We start from the raw sequence: 19,896 nt of genomic DNA, 5'->3' as shown, positions 1-19,896 counted from the left end.
ATAATATTTACAAACATGCCTTTGGGATTTTTGCTTATAATCCTGAAGGTTTGTTAAGTGCACTTTATTTCAAGAATTTGCTTCAAAAACTTTTGAGAAAACCTGTTGACATATTACCAGGTTGCTATACCCTTATACATTCGCCATAAAACAAAAAATCCCTGCTAAAGGCAGGAATTTTTTTAGAAATTACATATATTTTTACATGATCCCCACGATGTGCTGCACAATCAGGGACACCACAGCCACCGCAATCCAGCAGCACAGCCCCAGGAAAATCGGGCGCACGCCGTTCTTTACCAGGGACATGAGGTTGGTATTCAGCCCGATGGCTGCCATGGACCAGACGATGCAGAACTTGCCGAAATCCCCCAGCCCTTTGCTCACCTCTGCCGGCAGGATGCCGCTGGTATTGACAATGGAAGCCACCACAAACCACAGAATGAAGAAAGGAAAAATCCGCTTTAAATCAAAGCCCTGCCCCTCCGCCTTGGCCTTCCGTGCCGTCAGCACGGCAAAGAACAGGCACACTGGCACAATCATCAGAGCTCGGGTCAGCTTGACGATGGTGGCATAGCTGCCAGCCGCCTCGCTGTAGGAATAGCCTGCCGCCACCACCGAGGAAGTATCATTGATAGCCGTACCAGCCCACATGCCAAAGCCGAAATCCGACATGCCAATCACATGCCCCAGGAAGGGGAAAATAAACACCGCCAGTACGTTGAACAGGAAAATCGTGGAGATGGAAAACACAATATCCTTATCCTTTGCCCCGATAACAGGTGCCAGCGCCGCGATGGCAGAGCCGCCGCAGATGGAAGTGCCTGCCCCGATCAGCGTCTTGGTGTCCTCAGGCATTTTCAGCAGCCTGCCTACCCACCATGCCACGGCAAAGGAAGTCAGCAGGGTAAAAATCATCACATACAGGGACTGGGACCCCACTTCCAGCACATTAAACAAATTCATCTCGAAGCCCAGCAGGATAATGGAATACTGCAAAATCTTCTTGCCCGTAAAATTAATCCCCGCATTGAAGGACTCACCACGCGGAATAAAGGCGCAGATAATGCCCAGCAGAATACCAAAAACAGGGCCGCCGATAATCGGATACAGCTTCCCCAGATAAGCAGCAGGTACTGCCAGCACCAATGCGTACAAAATACCTTTCCAAAGACCTTTCATCTCAACATGCCTCCCATGCACTATTGCCCTGACCATACAAGGCTCATTGACTTACTCTCAATGCGCATCATTACTATGGTTACATTGTAGCCTTTTTCTTTATATATGTAAAATACTATGATATAATTATTTTAATATGTATTTACTTATGTATAATCATATAAAATCAGATAATCGAATACTTAGATAATTGCATAAAAGGAGGCAAGCAGTATGACACTGCGCCATTTTCAAATCTTCATCTCCGTCTGCGATGAGCAGGGCATGACACAGGCAGCCCGGCAGCTGCACATCTCCCAGCCCTCCATCAGCCAGGCGGTAAAAGAGCTGGAGGAGCATTATCAGGTCAGGCTCTTTGAACGGCTGGGCAAAAAGCTCTTTCTGACGCCTGCCGGGCAGGAACTGCTACACTACGCCCGGCACATCATATCCCTGTCTGACCAGACCGAGAAAACCCTGCGCAGCTTTTCCCTGGCCGCCCCCATCCGGCTGGGCGCTACCCTCTCCATCGGGGAAAGCATTTTTATCGACATCATCACCAGGCTGAAAAAAACCATGCCGGAGCAGGAAGTTTATTCCCATGTCCACAACACCGCCGCCCTGGAAGATGCCCTGCTGCGGGACGAGCTGGATGCCGCCCTGGTAGAGGGCAGCATCACCTCTGCCTACCTTACCCAGATTCCCTTCCTGGAGGACGAGCTGGTATTCATCATTGCTCCCGACCAGCTGCCCCCGGCAGGCTTCACCATGGAGCAGCTGGCAGATCTGCCCTTTATCCTGCGAGAAAAAGGCAGCGGCACCCGCAACCTCTTTGAGCATGTCATGAACCAGCACCACCTGCAATGCCACGTCACCGGCTCCTACAATAACACAGAAAGCATCAGGCAGGCGGTAGCTGCCGGGCTGGGCATCAGCGCAATTTCCAGCCGCCTGGTAGCAAAGGAACTGCAGGAGGGCAAGCTGGCATCCTTCACCATCCCCGGCATCACCTTCCGCCGCAGCTTCCGCATCGTCTACCACAAGAACAAATACCTGACAGCAGGCCTGAAAACTTTTATCGACCTGTGCAAATCCTACATATAATCTGCAAAAAAATGACCGACGGCATAATGCAAAAGCTATTACACGTCGGTCATTTTTGTATGATATTATGGAGAAAACACTTAGGTGTATTGATTATCTATGCTTATTTATGCAGGGCGCAGCAGGAACATCCCGCTTTTGCTGCACCCTCAGCCTCACCGGCACTATCGCCATTTCTGCTGCAGCCAGTACAGCCACAGCAGTCATGACCGCCGGTACGGAAATTATTAACCACATGGCGGCCTGCCAGAAACAGCAGCACCAGAATAAGCAAACCGATTACATAAGTAGCCATAAGGCAGACCTCCTGACAATCAAACTCAAAATCCCAGCAGACTGCCCACCTGATATACCAGCAGGGACACAACCCACGCCAGCACAAACATGTACACAGCCGCAAAAATCATCCATTTCCAGCTGCCAGCTTCCTTCTTGATAGTACCCAGGGCGGTAACGCAAGGAGTATACAGCTGGGAGAACACCATGAAGGCAAGAGCGGAAAGGGGCGTAAAGGCACTGCCCATGCCGGTCTGCAGCATGACCTCAGCAGTCTCAACAGCATCCTCCGCCTCAGCGGATACATCAGGCAGGCCGTAGAGGATACCGATGGTGGACACCACTGACTCCTTGGCCAGGATGCCGGAAATCGCTGCTGCACCGGCCTCCCATGTGCCAAAGCCGTGGAAGGTGAACAGGGCACCTACAGCGGCACCGATAGAAGCCAGGAAGCTATCGCTCATGTCCTCCACCATTCCCTCGCCGTTAAAGGCACCCAGGAACCAGATGATAACGCAGCCCAGGAAGATAATCGTACCGGCCTTGACCAGATAGCCTTTGCCCTTGTCCCAGGTTTCCAGCAGCACCGTCTTCATATCCGGCATGCGGTACGGAGGCAGCTCCAAAAGGAAGGTAGAATTATCATCCTTAAATGTAGTATGGGAAAGCAGCTTGGTAGACACAATCGCCATCACCACGCCAACCACATACATGGCAAACACCACGTTGGCGGCATTATCCGGGAAGAACATAGCGGCAAACAATGCCATTATAGGCAGCTTGGCGCCGCATGTCAAGAAGGGCGCCGCAAAAATGGACAGCATGCGGTCCTTCTCAGAGTCCAGCGCCCTGGCACCCATAATAGAAGGCACGCCGCAGCCAAAGCCCATCATCAGAGGCATTACGCCCTTGCCGGTCAGGCCTGCCCGGCGCATAATCGGGTCCATCACGAAAGCAACCCTGGCCATATAGCCTGTGCCGTCCAGAAAGCTCAGGCAGAAAAACAGGATAAAAATCAAAGGCACAAAGACGATAACAGAACCAACGCCGCCTACAATGCCATCCAGCACCAGTGACTGCATCCAGTCAGCCACCTCCAGGGACTCCAGCCCGGCAGCCACTGCCTCCGTCACATCACCGGCAATAAACTCATCCAGGGCATCTGCAATCGGCTGGCCAATCCATTCAAAGGTAATCTGGAAGACAGCGTACATGATGGCAAGGAATGCCGGAATGGCCAGCACGCCATTGGCAAGCACCTTGTCAATCTTCTCAGAGGTGGTAGTGCCCACATGGGAGAACTCCACAGACTCTTTCAGGATGCTGTCAATAAACTCATAGCGCAGCTCAATCAGCTGTGCCTGACGCTCCTTCTCATCCCGTACCTCCGCCTCAATCGCCTGCACCCTGGCAATATGGGCTTTCAGCTGCGGGCTGGCACCGTAGCCTTCCATAGAAATGGACGTAAATACATTCAGCATGTTTTTAAGGCTCTTGCCATCACGGGCAATGGTCAGCAGCACCGGGTAGCCAAGATATGCTTCCAGCTTCTTCACATCAATCTTGATGCCCCGCTTTTCCGCCTCATCCTGCATATTGAGGTCAATAATCAGGGGAATCCCCTGCTCCAAAAGTTGCAAGGTCAGATAGAGATTGCGCTCAATATTGGAGGAATCCACCACATCCACCACCAGATCCGTATGGGTGGTCAGCAGGTAATCAATGACGATTTTTTCCTCCGGGGAACGGGCATTGATGCTATAAGTTCCCGGCAAATCCACAATCATGATATCCTTGTCATTGTGGCGGACATAGCCAACCTTTTTATCCACAGTAACGCCAGGCCAGTTGCCGATTTTCTGCCTGGCTCCTGTCAGCTCATTAAAAATCGTAGACTTGCCGGTATTAGGATTGCCGGTAAGTGCTACCGATAAGCTTGCACTCATAATCTAAAAACTCCTTTCTGATGAAACGACACGCCACTCCATTCAAATCAGCCAGACAAATCAAACCTGGCTCACCTGGATATTGGCGGCATCCTTGCGGCGGATTGCCAGATGATAGGAACGCAGCCCTATGGCCATCGGATCACCCAAAGGCGCGGAACGCAGCACATTTATCTTTGTACCTGGCAGAAGCCCCATGGTCATCAACCGTTCTTTCAAGCCCGATTCGGCAATGCTGTCAACCCGCAGCACCATCCCGGCCTTACCATCCTTCAATGTCATGCTTATCCCTCCAATGATAATGATAAATTATTGCACAATATAATAATAACAATTCTCAAAAGCACATTTAATATGATAATATTTATCACTATCATTGTCAAGACTTACTGATAATTTTTTTCATTTTTCTAATGAGATACGTACTAAAACTTCCCATACAGAAAATCCTAAGACAAAAATCCCTGCCGTGATACGCTTTCTTTCAAAAGCGCACCAAAGCAGGGATTTTCTTATTTCATGTTCACTATTTTAAACAGAACTTATATAACTATATAACTCAAATCATGTTCTTCTTTCAAAACGTTTACACCCATTTTTCGTGGTGTATCTATGCAGTATTTATGCGGCTTAATCTCAAATTTCTCACCTCCAAATCTGCTTTTCAAAGAAAAAGGGCTTCAAAAGGACTTCACAGAATCACCTGCCAAGCACTGAATTGGCCAGCCTTACGCGCTGCTCCTGGATGCCTCTCTGAAGTGCATACCGCCTGCCGGTATCAAGCCGCTTGTCCATGACTATGGCACGTTCCTTTTTGTTAAGCTCGGTCATTTTATTGCTGGCCTCCTTCATGCGCTTATACCTGTTTTCCGAATAACCATCCCGCTGCTTGCCAGTCTGCTTAAACAGATTGTGCTCTTTTTCCATCTTTTCCCATTCATCATAGAACTTCGTGACGGAGGCAGGGTTCTTGTACGGCATGTAGGTTAAGCCATTCAAGATAGGCATGTCAGTTACATGTGGGATAGACTTGTTATCGCGCTCAACGAAGTTTACAGTCTCCATTGCTCCGCGATATACATTTCCGGCATAACCGGACATGAGATGGTCTATCTTTATCGGGCTGTAGCCCAGCTTTTCCCCTAAGAACTTCGCCATGCTGGATGTATTGGCATTAAATTGTGCATCATCCGGGAGTTTCTGCAAATATCCAGGCACTACAGGCGCATCATTAAAGAAGCTGTAATTCGACATATTTTCTATAATAGGAAGCAATCCAAGTGGTATAAGTGAAGGCAGTGCATCCATTATAGGCTTGAACTGGTTTTTAACTGTAACCTTACTCTTTTTGCCAATAGCCTTTTCAATGAAATTGGAAGTCATACGGATGCCCAAATCCTGACCTTTAGGTATTCTGATAATCGTATCTCCTACCTTGCCAACCACCCAGTTGGATTCTTTCAGCCAATCCGGAAGCTCCTGGTACCACTCATCATCACGATACAGCAGGCTGAACAGCAAAGCCGGGAGCATAGCAGTAAATGCCAGCCTTGCCACAGCCCTCATGAACGTTTTCTCGTCACGCGGGTCAAAGGTTCTAAAGAACTTGTCCCAGCCCTGAATAGCTGCATTGCTGAAAAGAGCAATTTTGTTCAGCGTCCTGGAAGCACGGCCACCGCGGGCAAAGTCCATCAAGTCGCGGCTTTCGATGGCGGCATCTATAATTCCAGCACTAATTTTGCTCTCTGAATATTTAGCCTGCCGGGCCTTTTCATAAGCCGCAATCCTCGTGCCGTATTCAGATACTTCGCCTGCCATCTCTAGCCAGTCTAACCAGCTCCTTGGTGAAATTACCTTCTCTCTAAACCTTTTGCCCATCTTATCAATGGTAGCCTGAGTGTACTGCCTATCAAGGGAAAGTGCAGATGCCTGCGCCGCACCAGATGCCATCCATTCATAAAATATATCATCACGCCGCAGTACATGCAGGAAGCCTGATACGAAATCCCAAGGCTTGAACCCGTACTGGCTGTAAATAGTGGCATCCGCCACATCTCTAAATATGTTTCTGATGGCAAAAGACGGGTTCATGGTTACAAAGCAGGCACGGGCAATCCTGACAGGGAAATTAAACAGCCTGAGTGCCAAGCTACTGTTATCCCTGCCCATGCCGTTTACCGCCTGAACAACAGCCGGATCCGTAACCAGGTAACGTTTCTTGCCTCTGTCATAGAATGTGATGGTATCACCAAGACTTGGAGAACCAGGCGCATTAACCTCCTCCACATATTCACCTACGCCGGTGCAACGTGCAAGGCCTGCCAGAAGCAGCTTTGCCCTGTTCTTCTCACCATGCTTCACAGAGTCGTATGTGTTCCGAATGATGGATTCCAGAGGGTCTATTACCTGACGTGTGGAACCAACCTGCGCTTTAAAACTATCGCCAAACTGAATGTCCTCGTTTTCCTCAAACACCCTGAACATAGGCACATAGTTAGGCCATTTCTTAAGGGTGTTCTTGTAATGCTTGTCGCTGATTAAGCCGGAATCATGCAGGATAGCCAGCATGGTATTGGAATAATGCACAAGCTTTTCCTGTGCCCGTTGCATATCCATATCATCAGCATAATCATTGATAATCTTTTCACATTCTGCACGGGTTTTCGGCGTTTCCATAATATTCTTTTTGAGTTTTTCTACTTCATCCCTCAACTCCTCCAGGACCTCTAAATGCTCATCCAAATCCTTATTAATACGCTGTTTATGTGATTTCTGGGTAGCTCTCTCCATTTCTTCATTCAGACTAATAATGATATTCTGCACTTCCTCGATGCGGTCTTCAACTTTTCCCTGCTGGGAGCGTATCTCGTCATTGCTGTCATGAATATCCAGCACATGACGCGCTACACAATACTCGCTGAAGGCCTCTCGCCGTTTTTTATCATTGAGGGCGTTAATGCTATCCAGAATCATGTGGATCGTCTCGAAGCCATCAAAATTAACATTTGGATAGATGCGCTGCAAAGCCTCTACCGCTTTTTTGCTGGTGCCTTCCACCATAGTCATGGCCTTGCCATAATGGCCCCGGAACAGGCGGAACCCAACATACGGATTAAGGGCCAGAGGCAAGCGGGCTTTCTTCTGCTTTTCAATAGCCTCTACCATGCGCTTTATCGGCCCCAATTCCTCTACCCACTGGTCATACCAATAGTTAAGATTATCGTTCCATGAGTTCTTTTTACGCGGCCTTTCATAGGAAATGACATTCTGGTGGAAATCGTGCGTGGACTTCTCCGCGTATTCAGAGAAAATACTCCTCAGATCCATAAGTTTATCCGACATATACTCATTATTCTTCATAGCCTCGCTGAATATCTTGGCTTCTTCGCTGTTGTTGTTTGGCGCACCTGACAATATCCAGTCAGCTATGTAGTTCTGCATGGCCTCATCAGTAGATATATTCAGCCGTTTTGCCACTGCCTTGCCCACGTGCGGCAGAACTGTTGCCCAATCGTAAGGCTTGGCAACACGAATAATCCTCTCGGCTTCCTTGAATATGGATTCCAGTCCTGCATCCAGCTTACCCCAGCGGATTTTGCACTGGGATAGCTCCTCCATGATATTCTTAACCATTTCGCGGTATTCCTTATCGCCCTTGTGCTGACCTCGGAAGCGGTTAACAATGCGCTTTACGAAACTTTCCTTGGAGTTATCATCCGGCGCGATAGAATACTTTCTTACAATAGAAGAACCGCCATCATCAGCAACGGCGGCTCTGGCTGTCATTTGTCTTTCTCTTTCGGTTCTGTTATCTGCGATGGCATTGTTTCTCGCTCTTTGGACATCTGCCCAAGTACGTAATTCAGTAGAGTAGTCTCTGTGAATTCCCTTATCTCGGCAGACTGCTGAATAGATTTTTGCTGCATTTTCATACATCTCCTTCATATCTGCTAAATAATTCTCATACAGCTGCTCATAGCCTACACCTTCGGGCAGTAGCCTGTCACCTCTAATTCTATCAACAATAGCAGCCTTGCTGGAAATATCCTTATCTTTACGGCTTTTTATGTCATTGTAGGATGCCCTGATAGGAGCCAATATCTGGTTCTTTAAATCGGAATTATCCTCATTGAGTCTTGCCCTTATCTCATCCGAGCTAATCCCAGAGAACTGCCACTTCCTTATAGCAGAGTCAATGCTCGATACAATGGCCTCCATCAGCTGATTATTTGCCCTATCAGTCAGAGAAAACTTTGTGGTGACGCCACCGGCAGTTCCACGCTCAAACACCTTGCCGGACTCAATGCCGCGGAAAATATTATGCTCTGTTTCTATACCGAGTATATTCGACATGGCACTGGCAAAATCCTTTATTTTGCTCCAAATTTTTCCAAACATTCCTGAACGGTCCCTTGCCAGCCGCCACTTGCGATAGGCTTCGGCCTCTGCCTCCTCATTCTCATAACGCTGGGAAAGGAAGTCCCTCATATCCTTCGGCAGAGCAACCGCCCTGGCAAAGTGATAGGCCTCATGGAAGATGGTGCCTAGCCTGCCACCGTTGGCCAGGGTGATAAATGCGTCCTTGCCGACACCTTCATACATTCCTTCCGGTGCCTCATCGGTGCGTATATCCCTGCCATAGTCACCGGCAGCCTTCCGCCTGTCGGCAGCAGAGAAAGCAATCCTCTCTACCAGGTCCACAGTAACCTTGCTGCCATTCGGCAGGGTGAAAGTTACTTCATTGCCGTTTCTCTGGAAGTTCCTAGCCGTTGGGAACGCCTTAAGGACTACATCGGCAAATTCTTCCGTAGTCATCATGGTTCGTTCTGCCACGCCATCATCAGCAACAGAGTATTTCTTTTCAGCAGTCTCCGCCCCTTCTTCATTATCCGCTTCGGACAGCTGCTTCCTTCCGTTGTCGACCAGAGTCTGCTCAATCTCACGGTTAATCTCATCAAGCCGCCGCTGCATTTCCTTCAGCTTTTCAGCATAAGGATATTCCAGCTTCATAGTTTCCTCGGCATCCTTCAGCTCTGCTTCCAGCTGACTGATGTTGCTTTCAGTTTCCTTCAGCAGGTTCTCCGGTCCGTTGCGCAGGGTATTCTCAATCCCCTGAATGGAATTGCTTTTTACAGTATAGGCGCGGTTGCCAACCAACTGCAATTTTACAGAGCTGCCTGCCTCGTCGCCTATAGTGTAGCTGTTTTCCTTGTACACAGCTTTGATTTCCATGCCACCGATGCTGCCGATGGAGGTAGACACAGTATTATTGTAGCTCCCCAGCACCTTCTGCAGGGCTTCCTCTGCCTTGGCACGCTCGGTATACACCTTGCCATCAATGGTGGCCTTGAAGGCATTGCCTTTCGTATCAACACGTCTGGCAATATCCTCATTGAGCTTGTCGCGGATAAGCCGCAAATTGTCAATAGACTCCGGTAGTGTATCAAGTTTTGCCTGGGCATCTCTTTGACGCTTCTTGAAAGCTGTCTGGGCATGGGCATACTTCGTCACTTCATTGTTGAGCGACAGCTGCTCCTTGATAAGGGGATTGCCGGTAGCGGCGCCCTCAATTTCAGCATATCCCAGTGTCACAAGGTCGGCATCCTCTACAGCTCGCAGCTGTGTATTACTGCTCATAGCCTGGGCGATGATGGCAGCCTTATTCTTCAGTTTCTCCCACATATTAGCATCAAAAGAATCCTGCACAACATAGTTAAATATCTCTACTTCCTTATTCGGATTGCCCTGGCGCAAAATTCTGCCATGCCTCTGCTCCAAATCACGCGGCCGCCAAGGTGCATCCAAATCATGCAAGGCAACAAGATGATGCTGGCAGTTTGTGCCAGCGCCCATTTTCTGTGTAGAGCCAATCAGTATGCGCACATCACCACTGTCAACCTTCTGGAAAAGTTCATCCATCTGGGATTTGTTCTTTGCGCTCTGTACAAAGGCAATCTGGTCATTTGGTATGCCTCTATTGCGCAGTGCCCGCATGAGCTTCTCATATACGCTGGCATTTTCAGCCTCATTATCATCGTCCAGCTCATCGTCCTTCTTCTTTTTTTCATTATCTGATTCTGCCCTCGGAATGCCCATATCGCAAAATACAAGCTGTGCACCTTTAATGTCGGACGTTTCTTCAAATTTCTTGGCTATCTGGTCAGCACAGGCCTCAATCTTGTCATCGTTAAGTGACATTTTGCGCAGGTCATTGGTGAGGGCAAGCATATTATCCCCGCCTTTTTCCTGTATAAAGCCTTTTTTCATAGCAGCAATACGGGCAGGAACTTCTTCCTTTATATAGCGAACCAATTTAGGATCCGCCTTTATTTTGACTATAGTAGGCTTGCCACCCTTCAATTCTGGAATATCCAAATCCAAATCAGCCTGCGTTTTTACATCAGCAATCTTTCGGAACATCTTCGTAAGGTCAGCCATATTGATAAAACGCTTAACCTTGTTTATCTTGCGGAAGCCATCACCAGACGGTTTTCTTTCAATGCCGGTGCCAATCTCGGCAAACGTCCTAATCCAGTTATCAAAGAGGTCAAGCCCCTTTTCTTTTAGCCCCTGCATATCCATATAGCGGAGCATGGTGAACATCTCTGCCATAGTGTTGGAAATAGGTGTGCCGGTTGCAAACACTACGCCCCTTCCGCCTAGCGTCCTGGTAAGCCACTGAGTTTTGGCAAACATATCATTGGAGCGGATTGCATCTGAATTAGTGAGACCAGAAACCCTGTCCATTGATGTGGCATAATGGAGATTTTTAAATAAGTCTGCCTCATCCACAAAGAGCTGGTCAATGCCAAGCTGCTCAAACGGAATGCCAATATCATCAAGGCTTGTATCTAAAATGTCATTGAGCTTCTCCTTCATGTTGGCAATCTTGGTTTCCATGCTCGAAATAGCCCGCTTATCCATTTTACCTGCCTTGGCTTCTTTCACAGTACGTTCAAGCACATCAATCTGCTCCTTCATAAATTCAGAAGCTGTTTCCGGCGTGAGCGGGAATCGCTCAAACATAGTGTGGGAGATTATAATCCCGTCCCAATCCTCAGTCTGAATACGTGCCAGGGTACGGTTGCGGGCAGCTCTTTTCTCAAGTATGCTATTCCTTTCTTTTTCTGGAAGATTCTCAAATTTAATTTTTGCAACCTTCTTATTGCGGCCATCAGCTGTTTTGACAGTCTTTGTCATCTTAGGAACTTCTGGCAAATCCTCTGTCTTCAGTACCAGCAGCTTCGCATTAGGGTACAGCTGCCTGAACTCGCGGGCAAACTGCTCAACTACATTGTTCGGCAGGCAATACATAGGCTTCTTCGCTATGCCCAGCCTGCGCATTTCCATACCGCCTGCCTGCATTTCAAAGGTCTTGCCAGCACCTACACAATGAGCGATAAGTGTATTCATACCCTGGAGCATACGCCACACAACGTTTTTCTGATGCGGCTTTAAATGAATTTTGCCATTCATGCCTGGAAAAGTAAGATGCGAGCCATCATATTCGCGGTTTACGCTGTTATTGAAATTGTCGTTATAATAGCGAACCAGCCTCTTTTCGCGCTCCTTTTCGCTCCAAAGCCAATCAGAAAATTCACGGCGTATTTCATCTGCCGTAAGATTAGCTGCATCTGTAAGTTCCTGATTAACAACTCTATCTTTGCCACTGTAGCTATATACAGTAATAGCTTTGTTATTAAAAATATTCTGCAAGAAATCTTCAAACTTTATACCTTTAACCTTAAACTTAGGGCTATTGATATATCCCGTTATCTCCCATTTGCCTGCCGACGGCAAGAATTTTACGTTTTCAAAAGGGCTGTCTTCACGCCCCATCAGATAATTGACAAAATCCTGATAATCAGATACAGGAATCCACGGAGCACCGATGTTGACCAGAATTTCGTCAGATACCAAATCTTCCGGAACAACTTTCTTCAGTGCCTCCACATTACCTTCGTAAGATTTATCGCGCTTGGCTTCCGCTTCGGCATACGCCAGTTTCTCACGGACATTTCCGGACAGGTACTCATCACTGGTTTCATACGCACCCGTCATAGGGTTCTTGAATATTTTGCCCTGAAGGTTTGCTGCCACCTTTTCCGGCGTGCTCCCCAGGAGCTTTGCCATATAATCAAGGTCTACGCCGTTGCGATTGGCAAGAGAAAACAGCAGGGCATCAGATGGACTTTCAGCCTTCGTCACTTCACTGACTGCTTCCACTGTACGCTTGGTAAATATGTCGTTCTTTTCCACGCTGGCCAGCTTCTTGCTCCGGCCCGTACCCTCAAATTTTACCTTCTCCAATGCCATAACCATTCCGGCAGATGGGTCCTGGATGAAGTTTCTGGCTGTAGTCTGATTATTAAGATAACCATATTTCTCAACGAAGCTGTCATATCTTTCGTTCAGTGTCTTCCGCAGGCTGTCAAGCTGCTTCTCCGTAGCCTTGGCATCCATCTGGGCAAGGATGATAGCGTTAAGTGCATTTTTTAGTTCGATGTAAGCATCGACAACCTTAGCTTTCTTGCCTGTAATTTCTACCTCAACACCACTCTGATTTTGCACAATCTTGCCGTCACTGCGCCTGTAATACTCATAATCACGCATTTTTTCATCAGCACGGGCCGTCTTATTTGCGGATGCGGAATCAAACGCCTTTGTCTTTGCTCTGTTATCCTCCTGATATGCCCCTTCTGGCAAATCCCTCATAGCTTTCTCTAAATCCCATTCTACTTTTGTATTTTCACTGCCCTTTACAGTAATAGCATCCTTGCCATATTGATTCTTTTCTATTCCCAAAGTACCAATAACCTTATCCGGATTGTCCAAGAAATACTGATTGATAGTTGCTGAACCGCCTCCACGATAAGCCATCTGGTTATATGTGCTTACAGTCAGAAAATCATTTGCATAAGGCGACTGCACGTTATCCTTGTCACGCTTGCGCATGATGATAATATCAGTTATAACCTTGGTGCCTGCTTCGCTGAAAGCCGTGTCTGGCAGCTTATAAGCGGCAATCATGTCTGCCTTGCCAGCAAGATAGCTCCTCATGCGTGCTCCATCGGCACCGCCAATAAGGGAACCTTGCGAGGTAATGAATACCATCAGGCCGCCAGGGCGAACCTTGTCAATGCCGTTGGCAAAGAAATAATTATGCACCTGATAGCCATCAATCTTTTTCTGCCCAAAAGGAATGTTGGAAATAACCAAATCAAAATAGTTATCAGGTGTCTTGCTGTCCTGGAACCCCTTATTCTCAACGAAGGCACTAGGATAGAGCATTTTGGCAAATCTGGAAGTAAGATTATCCAGCTCAACACCGCGCAAATCAGATTTTGCCATCATATCACGAGGCATACAGCCGTAGAAATTGCCAACACCCATAGATGGATCCAGAATACGGCCATGCTTAAAGCCCAAACGAGAAACGCCTTTCCATATCGCCCTGATGATGCCAGGGCTGGTATAAAAGGCGTCGTTCATGGTAGACTTAGCAGCATTATACTCATCATCTGTGAGTAATGCCCTAATCTCGCTATTCTCTTTACTGCCTTCCATAAAGGCATCCTTCAAGCCGCCCCAGCCATTATAAGCTGCCAACACAGCCTGCTCTGCCGGTGTCGGCATACGGTTGTCGGCCTCCAGCTGCTTGAGTAATTTTATGGCCTCCACATTCTGCTGAAACCTCTGCTTTTCGCTGGTCTTTCCAGCAGCAGATTCCTTAATTTCCCAGTCATGCCCCGGTATCTCAGTAGGAGAAGGGTTCTTCTGTGCTGGTGTCAGCGCAGGAGACTGTTTACTTCCTGGTTTGCTATCTCCATTGCCTGCTGTCTTTTCCAATTCAGCTCCTGCTCGTACTCCAGCGGATCCAGCCCCTGCGGTATTCTCTCCTTCAGGACTTCCAGTGTCTTCTGCTCCCTTTCGTCCACTCCGTCCAGGAACTTCTCCAGGTACTCCAGAGGTTTTATCCCCTGCTTCTTCCACTCCTCCAGCCTGTCCGGCTTGTACATTTTCATATCCTCCATCAGGTCCTTTGCTCTCTGTGCGTTCCTTCCCATTTCTATCAGCCTCCATGTTATCAAAGAATATCTTGATACCATTATAAGCCGCCTCGATGATAGGTGTAAACTGTTTCTTGTGCGCTGCCGACATTTTGCCGGTGATGCGTTTTGTTATGGCATTTACATCAGTCTCGCCACCTTCATAAAGGGAGCCAACTGCTTTTGTAAACAGCATAGCCTGTTTTTCGTTGAAATCAGTACCTGCTGGCCAATCCTCTATTGTCTTTAAAATAGCAGGTGCCCACGGGGAAATCTTATCCCCAAACTGCTGGTGCATCTTTGCCAGCCACTTCTTTGCTGTGCTGTACCCATCTTTTATGTACGTGAAGCCAATCTGCAAAGCAAGCGTGTATATCTCAGGGTCGAATACAGGATTTGCAGAAATCCTATTCAGCTTTGCTGCCAGCTTGGCCTCCAGCTTTGCACGTTCTTCGGCAGTATTGGAAATATTGTCTGGTGCGCTAAGAACTACATCATCGTCTTCTACTGCTTCAATCCCAAGTGCTTCAAACAGCTCTGCTTCGTTATACTCCCCAAAGATAGGTTTGCTGTTGCTATTTTCCTCATTCTGTGCTACACTTGCAGTAAGAGAAGGTGTATGTAAGGACGGAGTGCCGAGGGCTTCATCGGAAGATGCTGGCGCCGTAGAGGCTACTACACCTTCGTTTTTTTTGCCATTTTCCGTCATAACATAATGGTCGTAATACTGAATTTTACCATTATTGCGTTTGATTAAAGTGATTTTTACAGGTAAATCTCCATTAGGGAAAGTTGCTCGCGTATGAAGATAATAGAAATATTCATTCTGATGTTTTTCCTTTTTAGGCTCCGAAGATGTAATATCGTTTGCTGACTCAATTAAAACAGGAAGGTACCTAACTAATAATAGTTTATTCTCCCCGTATGAGCGATTGGCCATTTCTTCTCTTCCTGCCCTGGTAAAATTAACCTCACCATTTTCATCAATATCTATCAAGCCTAACTGTTCATTACGTACTACTGTACCTTGCAGTTTTTCTTTATAATACGCTTTAGCCTTAGTACGCAAATCTTTAATTCCGTCATAATCACCAAATTCATCACCTTTCACGACAACCGTTTTATTGCCTTCAGGCACCTTGCCGCTGACAATGACAGACTTCAAAACAGCATTTACCCTGTTATTTACACGGAACTGTGGCATCTCCTGACCTGTAAGGGATGCAATATACGCCTTCGCCTTTTCCGCATCCAGAGTCTTGAGCAGATTGTCAAAGCGGCCGTATTCATTAATGTTTTCGTAGGTAAGTCCCCTGTTTATCATATCCTGCAACAGGCCAGCATCTACACCAATTCTGTCTGCAAATTTTGCTACATTTTCCTTTACATCTACAGGCTTGTTACCAGCTTCGAGTGACTTTATCAAGCTGTCATGATAGTTTCTGACCATAGAGTGCATATTACCATCAAAAAACTGTGGCAGCTCGTCATATGCACGGGCATAAATCATCTTGAGCCGCGCAGCTGCCTTGTCTGTAGTTGTTTCGCCATCCAGCACTTCCTGCAACGTGATTCTCACTGAATCGGAATACTGTTTCCATGGGTCACTAAAATTAGGAACATACCAATCCCCCACCATATTGTCATTTTTTGGCTTTGCGGCAGTTTTTTCGGCGGGCTTTGCAACAGGTGCAGGCTGCTCCTGTACCGTGGTAGCTTGGACAGACTTATCCCCTTCATCTTTAATGGTTTGCTCATCCTTCTGGCTAAACACATCGCGCTCCGCCTCATCAACAAAAGCATCACGGCCCTCCACAGTCTCGAACAGGAACTTCTTTGCAAAACGGCTGTAGTGGCCACCATGCTTTTTAGCAATTGCACTAACCTTTTTGTAAACATCCTTGTCCACCTTCATGTTCAGGCTGGCGGCAGGATTTTCTGCCCTGGTCTTGGTGTGAATATGCGTGCCTCCAGTAAAATGCTCCGTAGCAGCATTATCAGCAACATTATCCTCGTTTACTTGCACCGCCCCTTCTTTGCCTTGTCCAGATTCGGCGTGCTGAATTTTATCTTCGGCGTTGATACCTTCCTCGGCTTTGGCCGCTTCGGTGCTGATACTCTGATTTTCATTTGTATTTCCTCCATTCTTTACCGCCTCCAGTGACGGTACTGCATTGATTAACTCCTGCTGTGCTGCCTGCACAGCTTTTTTTGCGCCCGAATCCAGCCCCATATCAAGCTCTTTGGGGAGCGTTACATCATTATCGGCAGCAACCTGGCGTATTGCCTCCGCCTGCTGGATACGTTCATCCTTGTTTGGTGCCACCGGAGCCATAGCCTGCGGAAGATTATATACAGGTGCTTTCATGAAGTCCACACGAGGCCTCGGTGCCGGGAGCATCGCCTGCGGATTCTGTGTGGCAGGCATATCCTGAACTGCTGGCGCATTCGGAACTGGATGTGCAATAGGCTGCGGCGCATTGTATGCAGGCTCTGCTGCAAAGTCCATGCGTGGCTTAGGTTCCGGAAGAATTGCCTGCTGTTTCTGCATAGCAGGCGCACTCTGCCCCTTCTGCTGTTCCTCAGTTTTATTGACTGCTGCCTGCTGCTGAATATCATCGTTTGCAGTAAACGGCTTATTCTCGGCAGCTGGTTCCGTTTTCTGCTTGCTGTCCTCCATGCGGCTGGCCAGCATTGTCAGATTGTTCAGTGCCTTGGTCATTTTTGACCTGTAATCTGCCGCATACTTTTTGATTGCAGGAGTGTCATTTTCGGTCAGAGCCTGCCCAATTTTGGCATAATTATCAAAATCAGCTCTCTTGCTGGCGTTCTCCAGCATCATCCGAACAATTGACACATCATCATCTGCCATACGGTTATACATCTGCTCGGCCAGTGCTAAAAGCAGCTCCGAGTCCTGGGTGAATCGCTTAAATCCATTCTGGGTGAAGTTGTCCTTCTTGTTGTTGAGCAATTCCGCAAGGCCCGGCAGAGTTACATTGCCATACTCATCCACATTTGACTGGACGAAATCATTCAGCATATCATCAGCTGAGAAATTATCCAAGCCTTCAAAGATGCTCCTAAAATCAGCCTTCGGCATATCCATATTGTTTGCTTCACCAACTGTTGCATTTTTTACAACAGTTCCCCCGGACTTAAAGCCATTATAATTCTCCATCACAGCAGGCACGTAATTCTGGGTTTCCTTCGGCAGCCTGGACATATCACCGCCTGTTGCCTCCACGTTGCCAGGACCTGCGTTATATGCAGCCAGTGCCATCTCTACATTGCCGCCAAATGCCTTCAACATCTCGGCAAGATATTTTGCGCCGCCCTCAATATTCTGCACCATATCATCAGGATTTACGCCAAGTCCCTTTGCTGTTTCCGGCATGAGCTGCATAATTCCCCTCGCGCCTGCTCCAGAAGAAGCCTCCTGATTGAAGCCACTTTCCTGCTTGGCAACGGCAGCCACCAAAGCAGGATCCACGCCGTATTTGTTGGCAGCTGATACAATGGCGGAATCAATAGCACTATCTCCGGAATAGCTTTCTCCAGCAAAACGCCCCGCTGATGTGCCGGTGTTTCCTGTCTTGATAATCTTGGTAGGCTTCAAATCCCCCATGTCAGTGTAGTCACTGCCATGCACAACTTTCTGCTGGCTGGTGCTGTTGCCGACATAGCCACCCTTGCCATCGGCCATAACAACATGGTCGTTATCACCATATACAATAATGTCACCTGCTACTACCTTTTCAGGGCTGTACGCTACTACGCCGACACCGGCTTTCTGGGCATCTTCAACCAGCTTCGGCACATACACAACGCCATTATCCAGTTCGTTCTTCAGGAAGCCGCTGGTGCTGGCACCAATCTTTGTAACAGCCTCTACACAGCCGTTTTCGCCGTTATCCATGCGATTGCCTATGAGCGGAGCCGCTGCAGCCTCCACAGCGTTACTGCCGACAGTATTTGCCTGTGGCACATTCTGTGGCACGGCAGGAACCTGTGGCATATTCCGGGCGGCCGTGCTGATGGCTTCGGCATTTGCCTGGTCTACCGCATCAGAAATCTGCTGGTTCACAGCATTAATCTGCTGCTGCAATTCCCCATCATTGACAACATCATTTTCAGCATTGTTACTGTTACTATTCCTGTTGATGAACGGCAATCTCCCGCCGCTATTACGCCAATCACTGTATGCTTCCCTAAAGCTCCTGCCTCTAGTAATGACATTCTTCGCACCACCCAAAGCACCAGGGATTAAAGCAGGAGCGGCAGCACTGGCACCTGCCGCCTTCTCATCATCTGTAAGATTGAAAATATCAGAACCGTAAGTCTTGTTGGTGTACTTATTCTGTAATCTCTGCTGGTTTGCCTCATCAAAGTATTCGGAAGCTACATTAATCGGCGCATTGATAGCAAAGTTCTGCACGCCCTGCCGCAGCCTGCCCGCGTTCTGTCCACCTACAACTCTACCCAGCTTGCCGCTCAAGGCAAGTCCCGCCAGCGCACCTGTCAGGAAATCCTGCGGCAATTCCTCCTGCATCATGCCATACATGCTGTTGGCAATCTGGCTGTCATCATACCCCTGCTTTTTCAGGTCTTCATATAATCCGCCTGCGTTCATCAGGGCAGTAGTCGGGCCGCCTGCCAATGCCCAATGCTCCATCTGTGCAGCCGTGCTTCCGCCCAGGGCACTGCCAGCCTTGTTAAGGCCTGCTGCAATTGTATTGCCTGCATGAGTGAGCATATTGGTATCGCGGGCGGCATTAGTCGCAAATTTACCGCCTAACTTGCCTAGCAATCCACCGGCCAGACGTCCAACGCCAACCTCCGGCATAGCTGCTAGAATAGGAAGCTGCGGCACCATGCTTCCGCCAAGCATAGCAATATCCATGCCAACGCCATACGGATCCGTCCAGTAATCAATATCTGATACCCTGTCCAGAAAGCCTTTATCCTGCCAGTACCCGTCCTGGGACTTGCCCTGCTTCATGCTGCCACCGGCCAAATCCTGGCTGACTTTGTTCAGGTACTGGCCGTTATTGATAAGCCCCTCGCTTACAGGCTTGGCGATTGGCAACGGGAACAATGACGTTCCATCATCATCTTCCATAAAATTCTTGGTAAGTGTCCCAAGGCCTGTCAGTATATCGCCGGTGCCGCCCACAGCACTGCTGGCAAATACTCTCGCAAGGTCCTCCAGCGGGCTGGTCTTTTCCTCCGCCCCATCATAATACCAGGAGCCATTTGCCATTGTTAAGCTATCCTGCAACTGCTCCGGCGTGCCATATTTGCTATTCAGCCTGTTCTTTATATATTCGCTCATCTCTGACATAAGATATTCTCCTCCC

6 protein-coding genes are annotated in these 19,896 nt (G+C 48.1%); 1 reads left to right on the top strand and 5 read right to left on the bottom strand.

Annotated features, from left to right (window positions below; all coding sequences use genetic code 11):
• Nucleotides 1–201 precede the first annotated feature (201 nt).
• A complete protein-coding gene (locus FYJ84_RS08050) occupies nucleotides 202–1,182 on the bottom strand; it encodes a YeiH family protein (RefSeq protein WP_154407086.1) in 981 nt (326 codons plus the stop codon).
• A gap of 213 nt (nucleotides 1,183–1,395) precedes the next feature.
• On the opposite strand from FYJ84_RS08050, the gene FYJ84_RS08045 reads away from it, so the two are divergent.
• A complete protein-coding gene (locus tag FYJ84_RS08045; RefSeq protein WP_154407085.1) occupies nucleotides 1,396–2,265 on the top strand; it encodes a LysR family transcriptional regulator in 870 nt (289 codons plus the stop codon).
• A gap of 103 nt (nucleotides 2,266–2,368) precedes the next feature.
• On the opposite strand, the gene FYJ84_RS08040 is transcribed toward FYJ84_RS08045, so the two are convergent.
• The 4 genes from FYJ84_RS08040 to FYJ84_RS08025 all read right to left on the bottom strand — a co-directional run bounded on the left by FYJ84_RS08040 (nucleotide 2,369) and on the right by FYJ84_RS08025 (nucleotide 19,880).
• Complete coding sequence (locus tag FYJ84_RS08040) at nucleotides 2,369–2,560, bottom strand: FeoB-associated Cys-rich membrane protein (RefSeq protein WP_154407084.1); 192 nt, start codon at nucleotides 2,558–2,560, stop codon at nucleotides 2,369–2,371.
• A 25-nt stretch (nucleotides 2,561–2,585) separates the two neighbouring features.
• Nucleotides 2,586–4,487 carry a ferrous iron transport protein B gene (feoB, locus tag FYJ84_RS08035; RefSeq protein WP_154407083.1) on the bottom strand — a complete coding sequence of 634 codons (1,902 nt, stop codon included), beginning with the start codon at nucleotides 4,485–4,487 and terminating at the stop codon, nucleotides 2,586–2,588.
• Nucleotides 4,488–4,547: 60 nt separating this feature from the next.
• Nucleotides 4,548–4,769 carry a FeoA family protein gene (locus FYJ84_RS08030; protein WP_154407082.1) on the bottom strand — a complete coding sequence of 74 codons (222 nt, stop codon included), beginning with the start codon at nucleotides 4,767–4,769 and terminating at the stop codon, nucleotides 4,548–4,550.
• A gap of 417 nt (nucleotides 4,770–5,186) precedes the next feature.
• On the bottom strand, nucleotides 5,187–19,880 hold the full coding sequence (locus FYJ84_RS08025) for an LPD38 domain-containing protein (RefSeq protein WP_205764157.1): 14,694 nt from the start codon (nucleotides 19,878–19,880) through the stop codon (nucleotides 5,187–5,189).
• Nucleotides 19,881–19,896 lie beyond the last annotated feature (16 nt).

The sequence above is a fragment of the Anaerovibrio slackiae genome, from assembly GCF_009695585.1.
GTDB classification, from domain to species: domain Bacteria; phylum Bacillota; class Negativicutes; order Selenomonadales; family Selenomonadaceae; genus Anaerovibrio; species Anaerovibrio slackiae.
Note: the sequence above shows the minus strand (reverse complement) of the source record. Positions and strands in the feature narration are given on the sequence as shown.

Coding starts and splice junctions, on each gene's coding strand:
- FYJ84_RS08050 (WP_154407086.1), bottom strand. CDS start 1,182: ATGAAAGGTCTTTGGAAAGGTATTTTGTACGCATTGGTGCTGGCAGTA.
- FYJ84_RS08045 (WP_154407085.1), top strand. CDS start 1,396: ATGACACTGCGCCATTTTCAAATCTTCATCTCCGTCTGCGATGAGCAG.
- FYJ84_RS08040 (WP_154407084.1), bottom strand. CDS start 2,560: ATGGCTACTTATGTAATCGGTTTGCTTATTCTGGTGCTGCTGTTTCTG.
- feoB (WP_154407083.1), bottom strand. CDS start 4,487: ATGAGTGCAAGCTTATCGGTAGCACTTACCGGCAATCCTAATACCGGC.
- FYJ84_RS08030 (WP_154407082.1), bottom strand. CDS start 4,769: ATGACATTGAAGGATGGTAAGGCCGGGATGGTGCTGCGGGTTGACAGC.
- FYJ84_RS08025 (WP_205764157.1), bottom strand. CDS start 19,880: ATGTCAGAGATGAGCGAATATATAAAGAACAGGCTGAATAGCAAATAT.